The following is a 21,888-nucleotide window of genomic DNA, read 5'->3' as shown; positions in this document are numbered from 1 at the left end:
CAGGGGGTCTGGGGGGACCGGACGGCGCCACCCCGCGCCGGGCACCACCCCCCGAAGACGACTTAGTCGAGGAGCGCACGTGGGCCTTGTCGTGCAGAAGTACGGCGGCTCATCCGTTGCGGATGCCGAGGGCATCAAGCGCGTAGCCCGTCGAATTGTCGACACCAAGAAGGCCGGCCATGAGGTCGTCGTCGTGGTGTCCGCGATGGGCGACACGACGGACGAGCTGATCGAACTCGCCGAGCAGGTATCCCCTATTCCCGCCGGTCGCGAGTTCGACATGCTGCTGACCGCAGGCGAGCGAATCTCCATGGCCCTGCTGGCGATGGCGATCAAAGCCCTCGGACACGAGGCGCAGTCCTTCACCGGCAGCCAGGCCGGGGTGATCACCGACCAGGTCCACAACAAGGCGCGCATCATCGATGTCACGCCGGGCCGGATCCGCAGCGCCCTGGACCAGGGCAACATCGCGATCGTGGCCGGGTTCCAGGGCGTCTCCCAGGTGAGCAAGGACATCACTACCCTGGGTCGGGGCGGCTCCGACACCACCGCGGTGGCGCTGGCCGCCGCGCTCAAGGCCGAGGTCTGCGAGATCTACACCGATGTGGACGGCGTCTTCACCGCCGACCCGCGGGTGGTCAAGAAGGCCCGCAAGATCGACTGGATCGCCTACGAGGACATGCTGGAGCTCGCGTCCTCGGGCTCCAAGGTGCTGCTGGACCGCTGTGTGGAGTACGCGCGGCGCTACAACATCCCGATCCACGTACGATCGTCCTTCTCCGGCTTGCCGGGGACCATCGTCAGCACCAGCAACCCGAACCAGCCCGAAGGGGGCGAGATGGAGCAGGCCATCATCTCCGGAGTCGCCCACGACACGTCGGAGGCCAAGGTCACGGTCGTCGGGGTGCCGGACAAGCCGGGCGAGGCGGCCCGGATCTTCCGCGCCATCGCGGACGCCGAGGTCAACATCGACATGGTGGTGCAGAACGTCTCCGCCGCCTCGACCGGTCTGACCGACATCTCCTTCACCCTGCCGAAGACCGAGGGCCAGAAGGCCATCGACGCGCTCGGCCGGGTCAAGGAGGGCATCGGCTACGAGTCCCTCCGCTATGACGACGCGATCGGCAAGATCTCCCTGGTCGGGGCCGGTATGCGGTCCAACCCGGGGGTCACCGCCACGTTCTTCGAGGCGCTCTCGGAGGCCGGCGTCAACATCGAGCTGATCTCCACCTCGGAGATCCGGATCTCGGTGGTCACCCGGGCGGACGACGTCAACGAGGCGGTGCGTGCCGTGCACAGCGCCTTCGGTCTGGACAGCGAGGGCGACGAGGCCGTGGTCTACGGCGGGACCGGACGATGACCGGCGGCGGAGCGGATCGCAGCGGCCGGCCCAACCTCGCGGTGGTCGGTGCCACCGGCGCGGTGGGCACGGTGCTGCTGGGGATCCTCTCCGCCCGTCAGGACGTCTGGGGCGAGATCCGGCTGGTCGCCTCGGCCCGCTCGGCCGGGCGCCGGCTGACCGTGCGCGGTGAGCAGGTCGAGGTCGTCGCGCTGACCGAGGAGGCCTTCGAGGGCATCGACGTCGCGATGTTCGACGTCCCCGACGAGGTCGCCGCGCAGTGGGCACCGATCGCGGCGGCCAAGGGTGCGGTCGTGGTCGACAACTCCGGGGCCTTCCGGATGGACGAGGACGTGCCGCTGGTGGTCCCCGAGGTCAACGCGGCCGCGGCCCGGATCCGCCCGCGCGGGATCATCGCCAACCCCAACTGCACCACCATGTCGATGATCGTGGCGCTCGGCGCGCTGCACTCCGAGTTCGGGCTGCGCGAGCTGGTGGTTGCCTCCTACCAGGCGGCCTCCGGCGCCGGGCAGGCCGGCATCGACGCGCTGCGCGAGCAGACCGTGAAGGTGGCCGGCACCGGGGTGGGCGAGCAGGCCGGCGACCTGCGGTCGCTGATCGGCGACAGCGGTCCGTTCCCGGCGCCGCTGGTGCTGAACGCGGTGCCGTGGGCGGGCTCGCTGCAGGAGGACGGCTGGTCCTCCGAGGAGCTGAAGGTCCGCAACGAGAGCCGCAAGATCCTCGGGCTGCCGAACCTGCGGGTCGCGGTGACCTGTGTGCGGATCCCGGTGATCACCACCCACTCGCTGGCCGTGCACGCGGTCTTCGAGCGCGAGGTGACCCTGGAGCGGGCGCAGGAGATCCTGGCCCAGGCCCCCGGTGTGGTGCTGTACGACAACCCGGCGGCCGGCGAGTTCCCCACCCCGAGCGACGTGGTCGGCACCGACCCCACCTGGGTCGGCCGGGTGCGCCGCTCGCTCGACGACCCGACGGCGCTGGACCTCTTCGTCTGCGGCGACAACCTACGCAAGGGCGCGGCCCTGAACACCGCGCAGATCGCCGAGCTGGTGGCGGCAGAGCTGTCGGGCTGAGTGAGCCGCCCGGCAGCTCTGACCGGCTGAGCCACCTGGCAGGGGCGACAGTTCGAGCCGACCATACGACTGGCCCCTCTGCCACACCAACAACGTAGGACCGGCTGAGTCCGTACCGTGCCGTTGTGCGACCGTTCCTGACTTCGCTTCGGACCGGGGCCCCCTTCCTGTGGAGGGGGCCCCGGTCTTTGCGGAAGAATGTCCACCGGACGGGGCAACCCTGAGGGGGGATCGAGTGTCCAACGGTCGTGACAGACCTGGCAGTGGTGACGGCGGTGCCGAAGGGACGGGTGCGGCAGGTACCGGGGGTGCCGTTCCGAGCACCCGGAGCGCCGAGGCCCCGGCAGGCCCCGGCGCAGCCAGGTGCCGTGCGGCAGCCGGCTGAGGCGGAGGTGACCACGGCCGCCACCGACACGGCCGGCGCCAGCGTCGACCTGCTCACGACCACGTACCAGGAGCACTACCGTGCGCTGCTGCGGCTGGCCGCCCTGCTCCTGGACGATCAGTCGAGCTGTGAGGACGTGGTCCAGGAGGCGTTCATCCGGGTGCACTCGGCCCGGCGCCGGGTCCGTGAGCCGGAGAAGATCCTCGCCTACCTGCGGCAGACCGTGGTCAACCTGTCCCGCAGCACCCTGCGGCGCCGGCTGCTGGGCCTGCGACTGCTGCCCAAGCCCATGCCTGACATGGCCAGTGCAGAAGAGGGCGCCTACGATGCTCTCGAACGCGACCAGCTGAAGGCGGCTCTGCAGGGTCTGCAGAGGCGGCAGCGCGAGGTCCTGGTCCTGCGCTACTACGCCGACATGACGGAGGCCCAGGTGGCGGAGCTGCTCGGGGTCTCGGTGGGTGCGGTCAAGGCGTACGGCTCACGCGGGCTGGCGGCGCTGCGGGTCCTGATGGAGAGCAGTCATGACTGACGATCAGTTCGACCGCCGACCTGGGCCCGGTACCCCGGGGCCGGCCGGATGGGCGGGGCGGCCGGGCGCCCGGTCGGCGGCGGAGCGGGTGCCGACCCGCGGCGAGGAGCAGGCGCTGCGCGCACTGCTGCACCGCGCGGTGGACGACCTGCAACCCGAGCCCGAGGCGCTGCTGCGGATCCGGCGCGCGATCCCGGCCCGCCGGGTCCGCCACCGGCAGGCGTGGACCGGTGCGCTGCTGATCGCGCTGGTCTCGGCCGCCGCGCTGCCCACCCTGGGCCGGCTGGGCGGCCTGCAGTTGTCCGACGGCTCGGGCGCCGCGCCCAGCGCCGCCCCGAGCAGCAGCGCGACGAGCAGCCCGAGTGCCTCCGGGCACTCCGGCGGTGCCCACCCGGTGGTCCCGTTGCCGGTGCCCGCCGGCGGCGGCATTGATACGAGCGGCAGTGCGACTCCCACTCCCAGCCCGTCGGCCAGCAGCGTCGGCAGCAGCGCGCCGACCCCGGCCACCGCGACCCCGGTCTCCGTGACGTCGGGTCAGGCGGCGGGGACGGCCACCGGCGCGCCCGTCTGCCTGCGGGCCGACCTGGGCGCCGGCCAGGTGACGGTGGGCGCGGCCGACAACGCGGGCTGGGTCTACGGGGCGTTCACGGTGGCCAACGTCTCCGGTCATCCCTGCCTGCTGACCGATCCGGGCACGCTCGTAGCGGTGCTCGGCGGTGGGAGCGTGGGCGGCTCGGTGCGGGTCCTCGTGCACACGGTGGGCGATCCGGCCGTCGGGCTGCCGGATCCGGCGAGCGCGCCGGGCCAGCTGCTGTTGGGCGCCGGGGCCGGCTACCGGCTGCCGTTCGCCTTCGTCCCGGACACGCTCTGCCCGGCCGCCGGCAGCGGCGGCGCGGGCGCGACGCCGACGCCCAGCGCCGGCGCGGTCAGCCCGGTGGCGAGCCCGGTCGCGAGTGCGAGCGGTGGTCCGAGCGGGGCGGCGGGCGCGGCTGCCGGCGCGGCGGCGAACGATCCGGCCGGCCCGTCGGCCGCGCCGGGCAGCGGCACAGCCTCCTCGGGCGGCGGCGGCGGCGGGGCACCGGCGGCGGGCGCGGGGGCGGCCGCCCCGGCGGGCCAGGCCGCGGACGGCCCGGCCACCGGGACGCCGTCGGCGCCCGCGTCATCGGCGCCGTCCGGCACACCCAGCCCGGCGGCCCAGCCGGGTACCGTCACGGTCACCCACCGCCCGCTCGGCACCGCGCCGGACGCGGGCACCGCGACGATCCCGAACGTCTGCGGCGGCGGCACCCTGTACCGCGCCGCCCCGCAGCAGAGCCAGTAGCCGGGGCGCCCGCCGCCGGGCCGGTGCCGCGATGCCGCAGGCCAGGGCCGCCGTGGACCTCGGCGGCGCGCCCGAGGCGGCGTTCGGCGGGGGGCCGTGCTCGGGGCTGTGGAAACGGTGGCTACCGTGAGGGGTGTGTACCGATTCCTCCTGACTGCGCGCTGGCTCGGCAGCACCGTGCTCGCGGTCGCCGCCATCGCGGTCTGTCTCTGGCTGGGCTCCTGGCAGCTGAGCCGGTTCGAGGGCCGGGTCTCCAGCCAGCACGCCCCCTCCGCCACCGCCCGCCCGGCCGCCCCGCAGCCGGTGGCCAGCCCGCTGAACTCGGTGCTGTCCGGGCCGGACGCCCAGGTCAGCACCGGCACGGTCGGTCACCCGGTGAGCGCCTCCGGGCAGTACGACAGCGCCCACCAGCTGCTGGTGCCCAACCGCACGGTGGACAACCGGCAGGGCTACTACGTGCTCACCCCGCTGCGCACCGCCACCGGCCGGGCGGTCGCGGTGGTGCGCGGCTGGCTGCCCGGTTCGCCCGGCGGCGGCGCGGTGCCGGCCGCACCCACCGGCGAGGTGACCGTCACCGGGCGGCTGCAGGCCTCCGAGAGCGCCGACACCAGCGGCGCGGCCAACGGCGGCCTGCCGGTCGGCCAGCTGGGCATGATCAGCCCGGCCACCCTGGTCAACCTGCTGCCGTATTCGTTCTATGACGGCTGGGTGGCCGCCGACGACGTCCAGGGCGGTCTGACCGCGGTGCCGACCACCCAGCCCTCCGGCGGTGGCGGCCTGGACGCCCGGGCCTTCCAGAACCTCGGCTACACCCTGCAGTGGTTCGTCTTCGCGGGCTTCGTCGGCTTCATGTGGTTCCGGCTGGCCCGCCGTCAGGCGGAGGCGGTCCAGGACCGGGCGCTCGGCCTCGAACCGGTCCTGGACTGAGAGCCCCGAAGCCCTGGGCCGCTACACCTTCAGGTGCCGCCGGGCGAAGTCGATCTCCAGGCGCAGCTGCTTGATCCGCTCGTCGACCACCAGCGAGCCGTGCCCGGCCTCGTACCGGTACACCTCGTGCGGCAGGCCCAACTGCTCCAGCCTGGCCACGTAGTTCTCGATCTGCCGGATCGGGCAGCGCGGGTCGTTGAGCCCCGCGCTGAGGTAGACCGGCGCCCGCACCTGCTCGACGTAGGTCAGCGGCGAGGAGGCCCGCCAGCGCTCGGGGACCTCCTCGGGGGTGCCGCCGAAGAGCGTGCGGTCCAGCGACTTGAGCGCCTCCATCTCGTCCTGGTACGCGGTCAGGTAGTCCGCGACCGGGACGGCGGCCAGGCCCAGTGACCAGTTCCCGGGCTGGGTGCCCAGGCCCAGCAGGGTGAGGTAGCCGCCCCAGGAGCCACCGGAGAGCACCAGGCGATCGGGGTCGGCCAGGCCCTCGGCCACCGCCCAGGCGCGCACGGCGGCGATGTCCTCCAGCTCGATCAGGCCGACCCGCTCGCGCAGTGCGTCCGTCCAGGCCTGGCCGTAGCCGGTGGAGCCGCGGTAGTTGACCCGGACCACCGCGAAGCCGTGGTCCAGCCAGGCGGCCGGACCGGCGGCGAAGGAGTCGCTGTCGTGGTGGGTCGGCCCGCCGTGGATCTCGAAGACGGTCGGGTACGGGCCGGGCCCGTCGGGCCGCTGGACCAGCGCGTGCACCCGGCCGCCGGGCCCGTCCACCCAGAGGTCCTCCACCGGCACCGAGCGCGGCGGCACCGAGCCGGGGGCCCGCAGCACCACGGAGCCCGCCGTGGAGCGGACCACCGAGGGCTCGGCCGCGGAGGACCAGAGGAACTCCACCGTGCCGTCGGGGCGGGCGGTGGCGCCGGCCACCGTGCCGCGCGGGGTGTCCAGCCGGGTCAGCGCGCCGGTGGCCAGCCGGTAGCCGAACAGCTCGCTCCTGGCCTCGAACTCGTGCTCGATCAGCAGGGCGGTGGCGTCCGGGAACCACTGGGCCGAGACATCGCCGGGCAGCTCGCGGCCGTCCTCGGTGCGCAGCGGCAGCTCGGTCTCCACACCGGTCAGCGGGTCCCAGAGGATCAGCTCCCAGCGGCCGCGGCGCTGATGGGCGACGAGCAGGCGGCTGTCGCCGGGCGCCGGGGCGAAGCCCAGGCAGGTCAGCCCGCTCGGCTCCGGGCGGCCGGTCACGTCGTCCAGCTCGGCGACGGGTGCGCCGTCCGCACAGCGCAGCACCCGGATCGCGCTGTGCATCGCGTCGCCGTGCTCGGTGTGGTCGATCGCCAGCAGCGTCGAGTCGTGGGACAGGTCGCCGACCCCGCCGTACTCGGCGTGCCGGTAGATCTCCGCCGGCTCGCTCGCGCCGGGGCGCAGCAGGTGCAGGGTGGTGCCGTCCTCGTCGGTGGAGCGGCCGACCACCACGGTGCCGTCCCGGCCCAGGGCCAGCCCCGCCTCGTAGGAGGGGGCCAGGCCCGGCACGGCCGACTCGTCCGGGCCGCCCGTGAAGGGCTGGCGGCGCCAGACGCCGTACTCGTCACCGTCGGTGTCGTCGAACCACCAGACCCACTCGCCGTCGGGGGTCAGGCAGGCGTCGGTGGTACCGCTCGGCCGGTCGGTGACCTGCCGGTGGGTACCGGCGGCCCGGTCCCAGGCGTAGACCTCGAAGGTGCCGGAGGCGTTGGAGACGTACAGCGAACGCTCCGGGGCGTCGTCCGCCCAGTCCGGAAGGGACACCCGTGCCGCCCGGAAGCGCTGCTCCCAGGCAGGCACGTCGTTCTTCTCGCTACTCATTCGCCTCACTCTGGCACGGATCACCGCGGCCGCGGTACGAGGGGCCCGGATACGAGGAGCGCCGGCGCGAGGGGCCCTGGTACGAGGGGTCCCGGTACGAGGAGCCGGGTTCCGCGGCGGCCGGTGGGCGATCCCGGCCGCCGTCAGCCGACGGAGCAGGTGTGGGACCAGGTGACGGTCGGCCTAGGCCGCGGGGACCTTGTCCAGGAACCCGTGCACGGCGCCGATCAGACCGTCCTCGGTGGCGACCAGGACGTCGAAGCCGACCACCAGCGCCTCGGCGCCGGCCGGACCGAGGTCCCAGGTGAACCGGGCGATCCGGTGGTGGGCGTCCACGCCGTTGGCCCCCAGGGTGAAGACCAGGCCGGGGAACTGCGCCTGCACCGCGCCGATGGTGGCGTCGATCGCGTCCCGGCCGGCCGCCTCGACCAGCGGGTCGGTGTAGAGCGCGTCGGCCGCCCAGTAGGTGTCGATCAGCTTGCGGCGGGCCTCGGCGTCGGTCTCGTTCCAGGTGGCGAGGTAGTGGGCGGCCAGGTCCTGAATGTTCGTCATGTTCGTTCTCCCCTTCGGATTTCGCGGTGTTTCCCGCTGGTCAAAAAGGTAGGCGGGATCCGGAGCGGCCGAATCGGTCACGCATAGGTAGGGTCGACCCATGCTGTACGGAAGGTCAGGGGAGCAGGCCGCCGTCGAGGAGTTGCTGACGGGGGCGCGGGAGGGCCGCAGCGGGGTGCTGGTGCTGCGCGGGGAGCCGGGTATCGGCAAGAGCGCGCTGCTGCAGTACGCCGCCGAGCGGGCGGGCAGCGGGTTCGGTGTGCTGCGGGCCACCGGCGTGGAGAGCGAGGCCGACCTGCCCTTTGCCGGGCTGCACCTGCTGCTCGGGCCGGCGCTGCCGCTGCTGCCCGGGCTGCCGGTGCCGCAGCGCCGGGCGCTGGAGGCGGCCTTCGGGCTGGCCGAGGGGACGGGCGCCGGCGACCGGCTGCTCGGTGGCCTGGCCACCCTCGGGCTGCTGGCCGAACTGGCCCAGCAACGGCCGCTGCTCTGCCTGGTGGACGACGCGCAGTGGCTGGACCGCTCCTCCACCGACGCGCTGCTGCTGGCGGCCCGGCGGCTGGGCAGCGAGGGCGTGGTGCTGCTCTTCGCGGCCCGGGACGGGGAGGGCAGCTTCGCCGCCCCCGGGCTGCCCGAGCTGCGGCTGGCCCCGCTGGCGCCCTCGGCCGCCGCCAAGCTGCTGGCGGCCCGCACCGACGAGGCGGCCGGCGTGGGCCTGCGCTACCGGGTGCTGGCCGAGGCACAGGGCAACCCGCTCGCGCTGACCGAGCTGCCGCTGGCGCTGGCGGCCGCGCCCTCCCCCGGCGCCGGCGAGCTGGCGCTCACCAGCCGGCTCCGGCAGGCCTTCCACGGTCAGGTGGCCCGGCTGCCCGGGCCGAGCCGGACCCTGCTGCTGGTGGCCGCCGCCGAGGAGAGCGGCGAGCTGGCCACCGTGCTGCGAGCCGCCGAGATGCTCGGGGCCGGCCCCGCGGACCTGCTGCCCGCCGAACGGGCCGGCCTGCTGAGCCGCACCCAGGACGGCCGCTACGCGCTGCGCCACCCGCTGCTGCGGGCCGCGATCCTGGACGGCGCGCCACTGGACCAGAAGCTGGGCGGCCATCGGGCGCTGGGCGCGGTGCTGCAGGCCGACGGCGAACTGGACCGGGGCAGTTGGCACCTCGCGCAGGCCGCCACCGGGCCGGACGCCGAGCTGGCCGAGGCACTGGAGGGGGCCGCCCGGCGGGCGGCGGCCCGTGGTGGGCACGCCGGCGCGGCCGCCGCCTACGAGCGGGCCGCCCAACTCGCCGACGACCGCGGGACGATCGTCCGCTGCCTGCTGATGGGCGCCGAGTCGGCGCTGGACGCGGCCGAGGCCGAGCGGGCCCGCTCACTGGCCCTGCGCGGGGCGGCGCTGGCCGAGGACGCGCTGACTCTGGCGGTGCTCGACTGGGTCCGGGCCACCACGGAGTTCTGGCGCGGCGGCTACCAGGAGGCGCACCGGCTGCTGCTGCGCGCCGCCGACCGGGAGATCCCCGCGCCGCTGGCCGCCCGGGCGCTGCTCCAGGACTTCCACATCGCCTGGTACCTGGGCGAGCGGCAGGTGGGCGAGGTGCTGGACCTGATGGCGGCGCTCGACCTGCCGGACGGGGACGCCACCGCCCCGCTGGTCGGCTATCTGCGCTCGGCCGTCGGCCCGGTCTTCGGCCACCCGGCCCCGCCCGGCTCCACGCTGGCCGAGGCCGCCGCGCGGGCCAGGGCGGCCGACGCGGACAGCCCGCGCGACCTGGTGCAGCTCTGCGGGGCCGCGCTGGTACCCGGACAGGACGCGCAGACCCTGGCGCTGGCCGCCGAGCTGATCGACGAGGCGCGCACGGTCGGGGCGATGGGCCTGCTGCCCACGCTGCTCTTCTTCCGGGCCGAGGCCGAGCTCTTCCACGGCCGGCACCGGGACGCCGAACTCGCCGTGGCCGAGGGCCTGGCGCTGGCCCGGGACACCGCGCAGCTCCAGTGGGTCAGCCAACTGTGCGCGCTGGACGCCTATCTGGCGGCACTGCGCGGCGCCGACGAGCTGGTCGGGCAGCGGGTCGGCGAGGCGCTGGCGGACCAGGTGAGCACCTGGGGCGGGCCGGCGGCCGGCGCCTCCTGGAGCCAATGGGCGCTGGCCGTCCACGACTTGGGCCAGGGCCGGGTGGCCGAGGTGGTGGAGCGCCTGGAGCCGCACACCGCGGGCGCCCACCGGCATCACGTCTCGGCGATCCGCACCGTGCCCGACCTGGTGGAGGCGGCGGTCCGGCTGGGCCGTCCGGAACGGGCCGCGGTCGCCTTCGAGCGCTTCGAGGACTGGTCGGTGCGCAGCGGCTCACCCGACTGGACCCGGGCGCTGGTGCTGCGCTGCCAGGCGCTGCTCGGGCCGGCCGAGCTGGCGGAGTCGGGCTACCTGGCCGCGCTCGACCTGCACGAGGGGACCGGGCGGCCCTTCGAACTGGCCCGGACCAGCCTGCTGTTCGGGGAGTGGCTGCGCCGCGACCGGCGCAAGACCGAGGCCCGGGCGCGGCTGCGGGCCGCCCTGGAGATCTTCGAGCGGCTCGGCGCGCTGCCCTGGGCCGAGCGGGCCCGCAGCGAGCTGGGCGCGGCCGGTGACACCGCGCCGGTGGCCGCGCTCTCCGGGCCGCTGGCGGGACTGACCCCGCAGGAGGAGCAGATCGCCCGGCTGGCGGCCAAGGGGCTGTCGAACCGGGAGATCGCCGCCCAGCTCTTCCTCAGCCCCAGGACCGTGGGCCACCACCTCTACAAGGCCTACCCGAAGCTGGGCATCGCCTCACGCGGTCAACTCGCCGACCTGATCGCCGCCTGAGGCGACGTCAGGTCGAGTCGGGGGCTCGGCTCTGTGACTGACCGTCCGTCAGGCGCTGGCGACGGACTGGGGCGCGGTCCGGCGGATCGGCTGCGCCTTGGGCAGCTGGGCCTGTGAGGCCTGCAGCTGGGCGGACTTGATCGCCTGGGCGTGTGCGGGTGCGCCGAGGCCGCCGAGCAGCAGTCGCAGGATGCCGAGCAAATCCTCGGTCAGCGCGCCGGTGTGGGTGGTCTCCGGCTCGCTCACCCAGCGGTAGAGCGCGCCCAGGTAGACGTCCCGCAGCACGTTGCCGACCTGCGCGGGCACCAGGTCGGGGCTCAACTCACCCTGGGCGATACCGGCCTTGACGATCTGGGCGAAGATGTCCGCGACATACGGCTCCTCCAGTATCGGCCGCCCGGCCCTGACCCAGGCGGTCAGCATGGCGACCGTCAGGTCGTGCTCCTCCTGGTTGAGCTGGCCCAGCGCGGCCACGCAGCGGGTCAGCTGCTCGATCGGGCTGTCGCCCTGGCTCTGCGCCTCGGCCAGCACGGTCACCAGGTCCCAGCGTCGCCGCTCGGTCCAGGCGCTGATCAGGTCTTCCTTGCGCTGGAAGTAGTTGAAGAAGGTCCCGCGCGCGACGTCGGCCCGCTCGGCGATCTCGTCGATCGAGGTGTGGTCGTAGCCCTTGTCGACGAAGAGCTCGACGGCCGCGGCGTACAGGCGCTCCCTGACCCTCTGCTTGTTGCGCTCACGTCGGCCGATGGCGGGCGCTGCGGTTGGCGGACGCGGGTCCATGGCGTGTCTCCATCTCGACGTACATCTCGACCCCCCGCCGCGGGTGCGGGCGGACTGGGCAGTGGGCGACGGTGTCGGGTCAACCACGGGAGGTTCGTGCAGGTGACGGGTTGGGTGGTTGGTACGGTCACGATTTTTATACCACGGTCTAACTATTGGCCGCAGGCTTCCGAAGGATCTCGACCCGGTCGGGCGGCGCGCACTGGGTCACTGCGTCAAGTCGTGCGCGCCCCCCGCCCGCCCGGTACCGGATGCTCCGTCAGAAACACCGCACCGGGCGGGCATCGGCCGGATCAGCCGCCGCCGGCCCCGGGGTCGGGCAGTGCCTCGCGCAGGGCCGCCAGGCTCTCGTTGCCGAGGAGCCGGCCGGCGGTCAGCTCGATGCCGTGGTCCCGGCGCAGCTGCTGGCTGAGCCGGGTGGCCGCCAGCGAGTCCAGGCCCTGCTCGCGCAGCGGGCGCCGCTGGTCGAGCGCGGCCGGGGCCAGGCCGAGCATCGACGCGGAGCCCGCCAGCAGGGGGTCGGCGGCGCGTCCCGGTCCAGGCGGTGCAGGTGGTGCAGTCGGCGTGGGCGGTGCAGTCGGTGCAGTCGGTGCAGTCGGCGTGGGCGGTGCGGACGGGACGCGCGGCGGCGAACCCGGCCCCGCCGTCCGGCGCCGGCCGCCGGCCACCCCGCGGCCACCGCGCGCGGTGCGCCCGGCCGCGCCGGCCGGCCCGCGGCGGGTGCCGAGGCCCGCCAGCCCGCCGAGCCCGGTCAGCCCGGTCAGCAGCGGCGCGGCCCCGACCTTGAGCAGCGTGGCGAGCGGCGCGGCGGAGTGCTCGGCGAGCCGCCCCAGCACCCCGGGCAGTGCGGCCGGTGCCGGCGCCTTCCCGGGCAGCGGGCGCAGCCGGATCCCGCTGAACCGGGCCAGCGGGTGCCCCTCGGGGTCGACCAGCAGCACCTCGGCCCGGGTGGCGTTGCCGTGCCCGTCCCGTTCGGTGACGGCCGCCAGGCTCCAGAACTCGTACGGCAGCGGGGCGAGGATCCGCGCCGAGGCCATCCCGGTCATCAGGTAGCCGCGGCCCTCCTCGCCCGCTGTCCGGCCCGCCCAGGCCGCCAGCAGCGGCTGCAGCCCGGTCTCCCAGGAGCCCGGCGCGGGCGCCTTGGGCAGCCGCAGCCGGGCCACCGCCTCGCCCTTGCGGCGCCAGAGCTGCTCGACCGCGCGGAACGGCTCGCCGATCTCGACACCCTGGCGGGCCGCCAGCTCCAGGAACCCCTCGGCGGAGCGGTAGTCGTGGCAGCGGCCCAGGGCCCGGTCCACCACGCCCAGCGTGGCCAGCCGGGCGCCCTCGTCCGCCGGGTGCAGCTCGGCCGAGGCGCAGTGCAGCGGTTCGGCGGCGCCCGGCAGCCGGGCCGTCACCGTCGCGGTGCGGGCCCCGCCGTCGACGGGCTCGGTGACGGTGACCCGCAGCCCGATCCGGTCGGCCTCCTCGATCGGCAGGTAGGCGTCGGTGAGGACCACCTCGCGCAGCTCGTACTCGCGCATCGGCCCGGTCCCCGGGTGGAGTTCCCGGGCGGCCTGGAGCATCGCGGCCAGGTACACGGCCGGTGGCACCGGTGCCAGGCCCCGGACCACCACCCCCGGGCCCCACTCGCCGGCTCCCCAGTCCGCGAGCTCCACCTCCCAGGAGCGCGAGCGGGGCCGGCGCCGCCCGCCGGCTCCGCCGTGCCCGGTGGTCCGCACGTGGCGCACCAGGTCCCACGGGTAGGCGGGCAGCGAGGTGACCACCGCCGGCGCGTGCGGGTACCAGCAGCGCCAGTCCACCCGGCCGCCGGCGGCGAAGACCCGGCCCACCGTCCTGACCAGGTCCAGCACGCCGTCCTGCTCGCGGCGCAGCGTGGCCACCACGCCGCCCGCCAGCTGCTCGGCGTCCAGCGTCTCCTCGATGGCGGCCACCAGCAGTGGGTGCGCGCCGACCTCGACGAAGACGCTCTCGGCGGCCCGAGCCACCCCGGCCACGGTGCCGGTGAACCGGACGGGCCGGCGCAGGTTCGCCATCCAGTACTCGGCGTCGAGCTCCGGGCCGCTCAGCCGTTCGCCGCGCACCGTGGAGACCAGGCCGACCGTGCCCTCGACGGGCCGCAGGCCGTCCAGCGCGGCGAGCAGATCGGGGCGCAGCGCGTCCATCTGCGGCGAGTGCGAGGCCACCGCGACCTGCACCTGGCGGCAGAGCACCAGACGCTCGGTCAGCGCCCGGGCGAGTTCGGCGAGCGCCGCCGCCTCGCCGGCCAGCACGGTGGCGGTGGGCGCGTTCTCGGCGGCGACGCAGATCTTGTCGCCGTAGGCCGCGATCTCCGCCCGCGCCTGGTCGGCCGAGAGCTCGACCACCAGCATGCCGCCGAGCCCGGCCCGGCGGTCCATCAGTGAGCTGCGCCGGCAGATCACGGCCGCCGCGTCCTGCTCGGCGAGCGCGCCGGCGGCCCGGGCGGCCGCCACCTCGCCCATGCTGTGACCGATCACCAGGTCGGGGGTGACGCCGCGTTCGGCCAGGGCGGCGGTCAGGGCCACCTGCATCGCCCACAGGGCGGGCTGCACGGTGGCCATCTCGGTCGGGAAGTCGGTGCCCGGCTCGGCCGTGATCAGGTCGCGGACGCCGTGGCCGAGCTGGCCGTGGATCAGCTGCTCGCAGCGCGTGAGCGCGGCCTCGAAGGCGGGGGAGGCGGCGGCCAGCGCGCGGCCCATGCCGGTCCACTGGGAGCCCTGCCCGGGGAAGACGAAGACCGTCTGCCGCTCCCGGGGCAGCCCGGCCGCGGCCTCGGTGAGCCCGCCGTCCGCGATCGTCTCGCCGGCGGCCAGCGCGCGCAGGTTCCCGGCGAGCTCCTGATGGCTCGCGCCGAGGGCCCAGAGGCGGAACGGATGGGCGTCGCGCCGCAGCGCGGCGGTGGCGCACAGGGCGTGCAGCGGGTGCGCCCGACCGGCTCCGGCGGGGGACAGGTAGTCGGCCCAGGCCTCGGTCAGTCGGCGCAGCGCGGTCGCCGAGCGGGCGCTGAGCACCAGCAGCTGCGGGCCGTCCGCCTCGGCATCGGGGGCCGCGCCGGTGTCGGCCGCTGGTCTGGGGTCGGTCGTCCCGGCCGGGACGGCGCCGATCACCACGTGGGCGTTGGTCCCGGACAGGCCGAAGGAGCTGACACCGATCAGTGCCTCGGGGCCGAGCGGTTCGAGCACCCGGGCCTCGGTCACCACCTGGAGCGGAGCGTCGGGCCCGGTCAGCAGCGCGTGCGGCCGGTCGAGGTGCAGCGAGGCGGGGATGACGCCGTGCTGGGCGATCAGCACCGCCTTGATCAGCCCGGCCAGCCCGGCGGCGGCCTCGGCATGGCCGAGGTTGCTCTTCACCGAGCCGGTCAGCAGCGGCCGTCCGGCCTGCCGGCCCGGCGTCACCGCTTCGGCCAGCGCGCGCAGTTCCACGTCGTCGCCGACCGTGGTCCCGGTGCCGTGCGCCTCCACGTAGTCCAGCTGCGCCGGGCTGATCCCGGCGCTGCGGCAGGCCTCGCGCACCATCTCGACCTGGCCGGCCACCGAGGGCCGCAACAGCAGGCCGCTGGCGGCGCCGTCGCTGGTGACGGCGCTGCCGTGCAGCAGGGCGAGCACCGGGTCACCGTCGCGCAGCGCGTCGGGCAGCCGCTTGAGCACCACCGCGGCCACGCCGTCGCTGCGCACGTACCCGTCGGCGCCGGCGTCGCCGAACCGGCAGTGCCCGCCGGGCGAGGCCATGCCGCCCTGCGAGTAGGCGATGGAGTCATAAGGGGAGAGGATCAGATTGACCCCCGCGGCGATCGCCAGCTCGCACTCCCCGAGCTGCAGGCTCTGCCGGGCGGTGTGCACGGCCACCAGAGAAGAGGAGCAGGCGGTGTCGAGCACCATGCTCGGCCCGCGGGCATCCAGCGCGTAGGAGATCCGGCCGGCGGTGACGGCCCGCAGCCGGCTGCCCACCAGGTCGCGTATGTCGGGCTCGTCGCGGCCGGCCTCGTCGCTGTACTCGGCGGTCGCCTGACCGACGAAGACGCCGACCTGGTGGCCCGCCAGCGAGTCCGGACGCTGACCGCCCGCCTCCAGTGCCTCCCAGACGACCTGCAACAGGATTCGCTGCTGCGGATCCATCGCGCGCGCCTCGACCGGGGAGATTCCGAAGAAGGCCGCGTCGAATCCGAACGGATCGCGCACGAAGCCGCCGTGCCGGGAGACGGTCCGGCCGGGCACCCGGGGAGTGGCGTCGTAACAGTCGTCGACGGGGAAGCGCTCGGAGGGGATCGGAGTCACCGCGTCGACCTTGTTGACGAGGACGTTCCACAGGGCGTCGACCCCTTCGGCACCGGGGAAACGGCATCCCAGGCCGACGATCGCGATCGGGATCCGGCTCGGCTGTGCTGTGTGCATGCGGCAACTCCAGCTTCGAGACATGGAAGAGTCCGCGCCCAAATCGAAGCGCGATCCAAAAATACATTCAAGGTCAAACTAGGACGGCCGATTTCCAGCCGTAACCGAGGGGTCGGGCCGGCCGTCCGACCGGCGGAGGTATGTCACCTTTGGTCTGATTTAAGACTGTTTTAAGGCTGTAACTGATCGACTACAGGTCAAACTAATACTTGCGTACATCGATGGCTCGGTGTTTATGATTACGCATCAGTCGACGGGTGCGGGCTGCTCGTCGCAGGATCGGCGCCCCGGCGGCGGCCGCTTGCCGCGGAGCATGGCGCGGCGGCGAGCCGACCCGGCCCCGGTCGCCGCTGCGCACCATCCCTCGGGTGCGTGTGCCCAGGTCAGCAAGGTCAGGCTGGAGCGGAGCAGGGGGAGCCGATGCGCACCACAGGCTTGAGGAAACCGGTCGGCGAGGTCGCGCCCGACCCCGGCGCCGTCCCGCCGGGGTCGGGTGCCGGGCCGGCCGGCCGGGGCCGCGTCCGGCCGCCGGCCGTCGGTACGCCGACGGCGCCGCGCAGCGCGGCCGCGAAGACGGATCGTGTCCTGTTCACCGCTGGTACGACCGCTCCCGATGCGAGGTGCAGACCGTGGCTGTCGGGGTCGAGGTGAACGAGCCGCTGGCCCTGCGGCCCTGGGACTACCCGGAAGTGACCCGGATGCTGCTCGGCTCCGACGGGTCGACCGCTCTGCTGGAGTCGGTGGCCGGCGGTCGGCTGTCCGCCGTGGTCGACCACGAGGAGGTGCTCGCGCCCGCCGCCGTCCCGACGGTGGTGCGCGAAGCGCTGGGGATCGAGGACCCGGCCGCCCCGCTGCTGCTGCGGCTCACCCGGCTGGTCACCAGGGAGCGACTGACGGTCAGCAGCGACCGGGTCTACCTGGCGGCCCGGGACGCCAAGCGGCTGCTCCCCCCGGACGACCTCCCGCTGCTGCGTTTCCTGGCCAGGGAGCGGCTGTCGGTGCGACGCCAACCGCTCTCCTTCTCGGCCCGGCGCTGGCCGCACGGCCCGTCGCGGCGCTGGAGCGTGGGGCGGGACTACCTGATCGACTGCGAGGGCGGCGCCCGGATCTGGGTCAGCGAGCAGTTCAGCCCGGACTACATACCGGCCGCCGCCGCCCCGAGCCTGGGGCGCGCGCCCGACCTGGCACCGCCGGTGACCGGCGCCGACGGCTGATCAGCCGTCTCGGCCGGGCCCCTGACCCACCGCGGTGCCCGGGCCCGTCGGCCGCTGTCCCACCGGTGTTGGTGCAGGCGGCCGCTGTCCCACCGGCGTCGGTGCCGACGGCGTCGGCCCTACTGGTGTCGGTCCCAACTGCGTCCGGCTCGCGCACTGCGGTGGCGCGCCGGCCAGCCGGGCCGCCGCGGCCGCCGGGTCCCCGGCCGGGTGGATCGGGCCGTAGTCGGCGAGCAGTTCGAGCAGTCGCTCGCGCACCGCACCGGGCGCGCCCGCCACTGAGCCCGCCAGCACCAGCGGGCCGTGCGCCGCGGTGGCCCGCACCAGCGCGGCCAACTGCCCGGCGCCTGCCGCGGCCACCGCCAGTGCGGTCCGATCCCCTTGCGCCGCAGCGGTGTTGACCAGCGGCGCCAGCTGGGCCAGGCGCCGCGGCGGGCCCGCGTAGGCCCAGGGCAGCAGCTCCGCGGGCCGCCTCGCACCGCAGTGCCGCAGCACGGCCCGGCCCAACGGGCCGTCCGGCTCGGCGTACGCGCGCCGCAGCGCCTCGCGGCCCAGCCAGAACCCGCTGCCCTCGTCGCCCAGCAGCCAGCCCAGACCCCCGCTGACCCGCAGCACCTGATGTCCGCTCACCCGGCTGCAGGCCGCGCCGGTGCCGGCGATCAGCACGGTGCCCTCGGCCGCGTCCGTCCCCGAGGCGAAGGCGGTCACCGCGTCCGGGCAGAGCAGCACCGGAGCGTCGAGCCCGAACGCGGTCCGGCAGCGCTCGGCGAAGCCGGCCGGGTCGGTCAGCGCCCGGTACCCCGCGAGGCCGACGGCCGCGCCCGCCACCGCACCGGGGTCGAGCCCGCCCAGCGCCGCGACCGCCGCCTCGGCCAACCGCCGCACGGCACCCTGGTCGCCCTGGCCGGTGGGGTTGGCCCCCTCGGCCAGCGCCCGCCCGCGCTCCGCGCCCTCGGCGTCCAGCACCACGGCACGGGTCCAGCTGCCGCCGGCGTCCAGGCCGAGGAAGAGCCGGCTCACCCGGCGGCCCCGGTCAGCTCGCGCACCGCCGCCCACGGGTGACCGTGACTGCGGGTCAGCGCCGCGCGGGCCTGCTCGACGGTGCAGCCGCAGCTCAGCACCACCAGCGCGGTGGCGGTCTCGGCGGCGCACCGCTGCAGGCAGTCGCGGGCCTCCTGCTCGGTCACCTGGCAGGCCGTCACCAGCGTCCGCACGGCCCGCGCGTGCAGCTTGGCGTTGCGGGCGGAGGCGGCCACCATCAGGTTCGACCAGGTCCGTCCGCTGCGCACCATCAGCGCGGTGGAGAAGGCGTTCAGCGCCAGCTTCTGGGCGGTGCCGGCCTTCATCCGGGTCGAGCCGGTGACCACCTCGGGCCCGGTGTCCAGCAGCACGTGCAGGTCGGCGAAGTCGGCCGCCACCGCGTGCGGGTCCGAGGAGAGCAGCGCGGTCGCCGCGCCCACGGCCCGGGCCGCGCGCAGGGCGCCGACCACGTACGGGGTGCGGCCGCTGGCGGTGACACCGATCACCAGGTCGCCGCGGACCGGCGGGTGCGGCTCGTCCGGGTCCGGCGCGTGGTCCTCGGCGTCCTCCCTGGCCACCGCCCCGGCCCGGGCGCCGCCCGCCAGGTGCCCGACGACCTGCTCGGTGCCCACGCCGTAGGTCGGGCCCAGCTCCACGGCGTCACCGAGCGCGAGCCGCCCGCCCGTTCCCGCGCCGTAGTAGTGCACCCGGCCACCCGCACGCAGGGTCCGCAGCGCCAGTTCGGTCAGCTCGGTCAGCTCTGGGAGCGCGCCTCGCACCACGCCGGGCACGGTGGCGTCCTGATCGTTGATCAGCTCCAGGATCGCGCGGGTGTCGAGCCGGTCCAGCTCCAGGCTCGCGGGGTTGCGCCGCTCGGTGGGCGGCAGCGAGGCCATCGACTCTGCGGCGGTGGGTCGGACGGCGGACGGCTGATCGGTATCCATGGACACTCGGGCTCCGGATCGACGCGGCGGTTGCCGATCAAGTCTTCCAGCCGGCGCGTCGATTCGTCAGGGCCCGCGGCCCGCCACGCGCGGAACCTCAGCTGTGGCCCGCGCCCGCCCGCACCCGCAGGGCCGCTCCGCCGGCCCGGGCCCTGGCCCGCAGCACCCGCTCCTCCACGATCTGGCCGTCGCTCAGCACGATCACCCGGTCCGCCCAGTCGGCCAGGTCCGCCCCGTGGGTGCGGCTGGGCTCGCGGGTGACCATCACGGCGCCGGCGCCGGCGTCGCAGCGCGCCCGCAGCACCCGCAGCACGGCCTCGCCGGTGGCCGGGTCGATGGGGCCGGCGGGTTCGTCCGCCAGGATCAGCCGCCGCTCGCCGACCAGCGCGCGGGCGACGGCCACCCGTTGCCGCTGGCCGGCGGAGAGCTGGTCGGGGAACCGGTCGGCGAGGTGGCCGACGCCGAGCTCGGTCAGTGCGACCAGCGCCTCGCGGCGGGCCTGCTCCTCGGTCAGCGTGCCCAGGTCGCGCGGCAGCGAGACGTTCTCGGTGGCGGTCAGCGCGGGCAGCAGGTCGAGGTCCCGGAAGACGTAGCCGATCGTGCCGCGCCGCAGGACGGCCAGCGCGCCGCGGGAGAGCCCGCCCAGCTCCCGCCCGTCGAAGAGCACCTCGCCCGAGCAGGCCCGGTCCAGCCCGCCGGCCAGGCCGAGCAGCGTGGACTTGCCCGCTCCGTCGGAGCCCAGCACCACGACGAACTCGCCCGGCAGCACCGCCAGGTCCACCCCGCGCAGGGCGTGCACCCGGGTCGCGCCGTGGCCGTGCACGCGGGCCACGCCGCGCAGTCGCAGAACCGGGTCCCCGGTGGTTCGCGTCTGTGTGGTTGTCACTCCACGGCCCTCCTTCGTGTGGCTGCCGGCTGCGGCCGCGACGGTTCGACTGTGCAGGGTGCCTACCCGACCTGCCATCGGCAGGGCTGGAGCATACTGAGTATGTATAACCGGTACGCAGGCACCCTTTCAAGACGCCGAACCCGACCGGCGCACCCAGGCCGCCCGGCGCCCCCGGCCGGCCCCTGCCGATGCCGCGGACCCGCCGCCCGGACCGATGGGCCCTGAGCAGCCGTCATCGCACCCGCGTCCGCCGCGTCACCTCGCTCGCCCACCGGGCGGCGACCGGCAACTGGCGCACAAAACGTCAGAGGGCCTACCGGATCTCTCCGATAGGCCCTCTGTACTACTGGGTCGGGGTGGCGGGATTTGAACCCACGGCCTCTTCGTCCCGAACGAAGCGCGCTACCAAGCTGCGCCACACCCCGGTCTTTCCTTTGTTGCTTCCGTCTCCGTCGCAACGAGTAGAACTCTATCCCATGCAGGTCAGGAGACGAAATCCGGTTATCGGAGGCGGGGGGTCAGGGTCATCAGCGTGGCCTCCGGCGGGCAGGCGAAGCGGACCGGGGTGTACCGGTTGGTGCCGCAGCCGGCGGAGACGTGCAGGTAGGACTGCTTGCCGCCGGCCCGGTGGGTGGACAGGCCCTTGACCCGCTTGGCGTCCAGATCGCAGTTGGTGACCAGGGCGCCGTAGAAGGGGACGCAGAGCTGACCGCCGTGGGTGTGGCCGGCCAGCACCAGCGGGTAGCCGTCGGCGGTGAAGGCGTCCAGGCTGCGCAGGTAGGGCGCGTGGACCACGGCCACCGACAGGTCGGCGTCGGCGGACGGGCCACCGGCCACCGCGGCGTAGCGGTCGCGGCGGATGTGCGGGTCGTCCACGCCGGTGAACTCGATGTCGAGCCCGGTCAGCGAGAGCCGGCCGCGGGCGTTGGTCAGGTCCAGCCAGCCGGCCGCGTCGAAGCCGTCGCGCAGCTTCTCCCACGGGTTGTGGACCGCGCCGGTGATACCGGCCCGTCCGGTGCCGTCGGCGTTGTTGAGCCCGTGGTTGCCGCTGCTCAGCGCCTTGAGGTAGCGGGTGGGGCTCTTGCGGGCCGGGCCGTAGTAGTCGTTCGACCCGAAGACGTACACCCCGGGGAACTCCATCAGCGGGCCGAGCGCGTCCAGCGTGGCGGGTACGCCGAGCGGGTCGGAGAGGTTGTCGCCGGTGTTCACCACCAGGTCGGGCCGCAGCCCGGCCAGGCTCCGCAGCCAGTTCTGCTTCTTCTGCTGTCCGGACACCATGTGGATGTCCGACACGTGCAGCACCCGCAGCGGCTTGGCGCCCCGCGGCAGTACCGGGACCTCCACGCGGCGCAGGCGGAACGAGCGGACCTCGTAGCCGGCGGAGTAGGCGAGCCCGGCGGCTCCGGTGGCGAGGACAGCGAGCGGGACGGAGTACAGCTTTCGCATCGGTCCATGGTCGCAGACCCGGCCTGTCCGGGAGAACCGGGCCTTCCCCCGCCCGCCTGACGCCCTGTCGGCCGGTTGGCCCGTTGTGCGCCCGCCGCGCGCCCGGCCGGCACCCCTCGCACGCCCCCGCGGCTCCCGGGTCCGGGCGGGCGACCTGCGCCGCCACAGGCCGGGAGGGCCGGGCGGACCGCCCGCCACCTGCGGGCCGGGCCGGCCCGAGCTGCCACCCGGCCCGGTGCGCAGGTGGCCCAGTCGGCACGCACCGGGTGGCTCAACGGGCGCGTACCGCGTCTGCTCGATCGATTCGATCGACCCCGGCGTGACCCCGGCGCGGCCCTCCCCGGGCGCCTCGGGGGCGTGCGAGGAAACCGGACGGCGA

The 21,888-nt window shown here is 75.0% G+C and carries 15 protein-coding genes and 1 tRNA gene; 7 read left to right on the top strand and 9 right to left on the bottom strand.

Annotated features, from left to right (window positions below; genetic code table 11):
• Window positions 1–79 precede the first annotated feature (79 nt).
• From ACFZB9_RS20975 to ACFZB9_RS20955, 5 genes are all read left to right on the top strand, one after another.
• Window positions 80–1,360: an aspartate kinase gene (locus ACFZB9_RS20975; protein WP_391449201.1), complete on the top strand. Its 1,281-nt coding sequence runs from the start codon at window positions 80–82 to the stop codon at window positions 1,358–1,360.
• A complete protein-coding gene (locus tag ACFZB9_RS20970) occupies window positions 1,357–2,430 on the top strand; it encodes an aspartate-semialdehyde dehydrogenase (protein ID WP_391449199.1) in 1,074 nt (357 codons plus the stop codon). The genes ACFZB9_RS20975 and ACFZB9_RS20970 overlap by 4 nt, the downstream gene beginning before the upstream one ends.
• Window positions 2,431–2,738: 308 nt before the next feature.
• Window positions 2,739–3,344 (top strand): SigE family RNA polymerase sigma factor, encoded by a 606-nt coding sequence (locus ACFZB9_RS20965; protein WP_391449526.1) that lies wholly within the window; start codon window positions 2,739–2,741, stop codon window positions 3,342–3,344.
• A complete protein-coding gene (locus ACFZB9_RS20960; protein WP_391449197.1) occupies window positions 3,337–4,665 on the top strand; it encodes a hypothetical protein in 1,329 nt (442 codons plus the stop codon). The genes ACFZB9_RS20965 and ACFZB9_RS20960 overlap by 8 nt, the downstream gene beginning before the upstream one ends.
• Window positions 4,666–4,800: 135 nt before the next feature.
• Window positions 4,801–5,592 (top strand): SURF1 family protein, encoded by a 792-nt coding sequence (locus ACFZB9_RS20955; RefSeq protein ID WP_391449195.1) that lies wholly within the window; start codon window positions 4,801–4,803, stop codon window positions 5,590–5,592.
• A 21-nt stretch (window positions 5,593–5,613) separates the two neighbouring features.
• On the opposite strand, the gene ACFZB9_RS20950 is transcribed toward ACFZB9_RS20955, so the two are convergent.
• Window positions 5,614–7,425, bottom strand: a complete 1,812-nt coding sequence (locus ACFZB9_RS20950) for a S9 family peptidase (RefSeq protein ID WP_391449193.1) — start codon at window positions 7,423–7,425, stop codon at window positions 5,614–5,616.
• A gap of 183 nt (window positions 7,426–7,608) precedes the next feature.
• Window positions 7,609–7,977: a nuclear transport factor 2 family protein gene (locus ACFZB9_RS20945; RefSeq protein WP_391449191.1), complete on the bottom strand. Its 369-nt coding sequence runs from the start codon at window positions 7,975–7,977 to the stop codon at window positions 7,609–7,611.
• Window positions 7,978–8,077: 100 nt separating this feature from the next.
• Here ACFZB9_RS20945 and ACFZB9_RS20940 point away from each other — a divergent pair, with 100 nt between their 5' ends.
• Window positions 8,078–10,807, top strand: a complete 2,730-nt coding sequence (locus ACFZB9_RS20940) for an ATP-binding protein (protein WP_391449189.1) — start codon at window positions 8,078–8,080, stop codon at window positions 10,805–10,807.
• A 48-nt stretch (window positions 10,808–10,855) separates the two neighbouring features.
• On the opposite strand, the gene ACFZB9_RS20935 is transcribed toward ACFZB9_RS20940, so the two are convergent.
• On the bottom strand, window positions 10,856–11,584 hold the full coding sequence (locus tag ACFZB9_RS20935; protein ID WP_391449187.1) for a TetR/AcrR family transcriptional regulator: 729 nt from the start codon (window positions 11,582–11,584) through the stop codon (window positions 10,856–10,858).
• A gap of 293 nt (window positions 11,585–11,877) precedes the next feature.
• Window positions 11,878–15,996: a type I polyketide synthase gene (locus tag ACFZB9_RS20930; protein ID WP_391449185.1), complete on the bottom strand. Its 4,119-nt coding sequence runs from the start codon at window positions 15,994–15,996 to the stop codon at window positions 11,878–11,880.
• Window positions 15,997–16,625: 629 nt separating this feature from the next.
• Here ACFZB9_RS20930 and ACFZB9_RS20925 point away from each other — a divergent pair.
• A complete protein-coding gene (locus ACFZB9_RS20925; protein WP_391449183.1) occupies window positions 16,626–17,210 on the top strand; it encodes a hypothetical protein in 585 nt (194 codons plus the stop codon).
• Here ACFZB9_RS20925 and ACFZB9_RS20920 read toward each other — a convergent pair whose 3' ends face one another.
• The 5 genes from ACFZB9_RS20920 to ACFZB9_RS20900 form a co-directional block, all read right to left on the bottom strand.
• Window positions 17,211–18,230 (bottom strand): N-acetylglucosamine kinase, encoded by a 1,020-nt coding sequence (locus tag ACFZB9_RS20920; RefSeq protein WP_391449181.1) that lies wholly within the window; start codon window positions 18,228–18,230, stop codon window positions 17,211–17,213.
• Window positions 18,227–19,174, bottom strand: coding sequence for an N-acetylmuramic acid 6-phosphate etherase (locus ACFZB9_RS20915; RefSeq protein ID WP_391449180.1), 948 nt, complete (start codon window positions 19,172–19,174; stop codon window positions 18,227–18,229). The genes ACFZB9_RS20920 and ACFZB9_RS20915 overlap by 4 nt, the downstream gene beginning before the upstream one ends.
• A 97-nt stretch (window positions 19,175–19,271) precedes the next feature.
• On the bottom strand, window positions 19,272–20,060 hold the full coding sequence (locus tag ACFZB9_RS20910; RefSeq protein ID WP_391449178.1) for an ABC transporter ATP-binding protein: 789 nt from the start codon (window positions 20,058–20,060) through the stop codon (window positions 19,272–19,274).
• Window positions 20,061–20,414: 354 nt separating this feature from the next.
• Window positions 20,415–20,488, bottom strand: a tRNA-Pro gene (locus tag ACFZB9_RS20905).
• Between the two features lie 76 nt (window positions 20,489–20,564).
• The gene (locus tag ACFZB9_RS20900; RefSeq protein ID WP_391449176.1) at window positions 20,565–21,509 is read right to left on the bottom strand and encodes a metallophosphoesterase; all 945 of its coding nucleotides are present in this window, start codon (window positions 21,507–21,509) and stop codon (window positions 20,565–20,567) included.
• Between the last annotated feature and the right edge of the window lie 379 nt (window positions 21,510–21,888).

Source organism: Kitasatospora sp. NPDC008050, assembly GCF_042957465.1.
Lineage (GTDB): Bacteria > Actinomycetota > Actinomycetes > Streptomycetales > Streptomycetaceae > Kitasatospora.
Note: the sequence above shows the minus strand (reverse complement) of the source record. Positions and strands in the feature narration are given on the sequence as shown.

Bases quoted from the DNA above. Each gene is read 5' to 3' on its own strand.
- ACFZB9_RS20960 (WP_391449197.1), top strand. From the start codon at position 3,337: ATGACTGACGATCAGTTCGACCGCCGACCTGGGCCCGGTACCCCGGGG.
- ACFZB9_RS20950 (WP_391449193.1), bottom strand. From the start codon at position 7,425: ATGAGTAGCGAGAAGAACGACGTGCCTGCCTGGGAGCAGCGCTTCCGG.
- ACFZB9_RS20940 (WP_391449189.1), top strand. From the start codon at position 8,078: ATGCTGTACGGAAGGTCAGGGGAGCAGGCCGCCGTCGAGGAGTTGCTG.
- ACFZB9_RS20935 (WP_391449187.1), bottom strand. From the start codon at position 11,584: ATGGACCCGCGTCCGCCAACCGCAGCGCCCGCCATCGGCCGACGTGAG.
- ACFZB9_RS20900 (WP_391449176.1), bottom strand. From the start codon at position 21,509: ATGCGAAAGCTGTACTCCGTCCCGCTCGCTGTCCTCGCCACCGGAGCC.
- ACFZB9_RS20930 (WP_391449185.1), bottom strand. From the start codon at position 15,996: ATGCACACAGCACAGCCGAGCCGGATCCCGATCGCGATCGTCGGCCTG.
- ACFZB9_RS20970 (WP_391449199.1), top strand. From the start codon at position 1,357: ATGACCGGCGGCGGAGCGGATCGCAGCGGCCGGCCCAACCTCGCGGTG.
- ACFZB9_RS20915 (WP_391449180.1), bottom strand. From the start codon at position 19,174: ATGGATACCGATCAGCCGTCCGCCGTCCGACCCACCGCCGCAGAGTCG.
- ACFZB9_RS20945 (WP_391449191.1), bottom strand. From the start codon at position 7,977: ATGACGAACATTCAGGACCTGGCCGCCCACTACCTCGCCACCTGGAAC.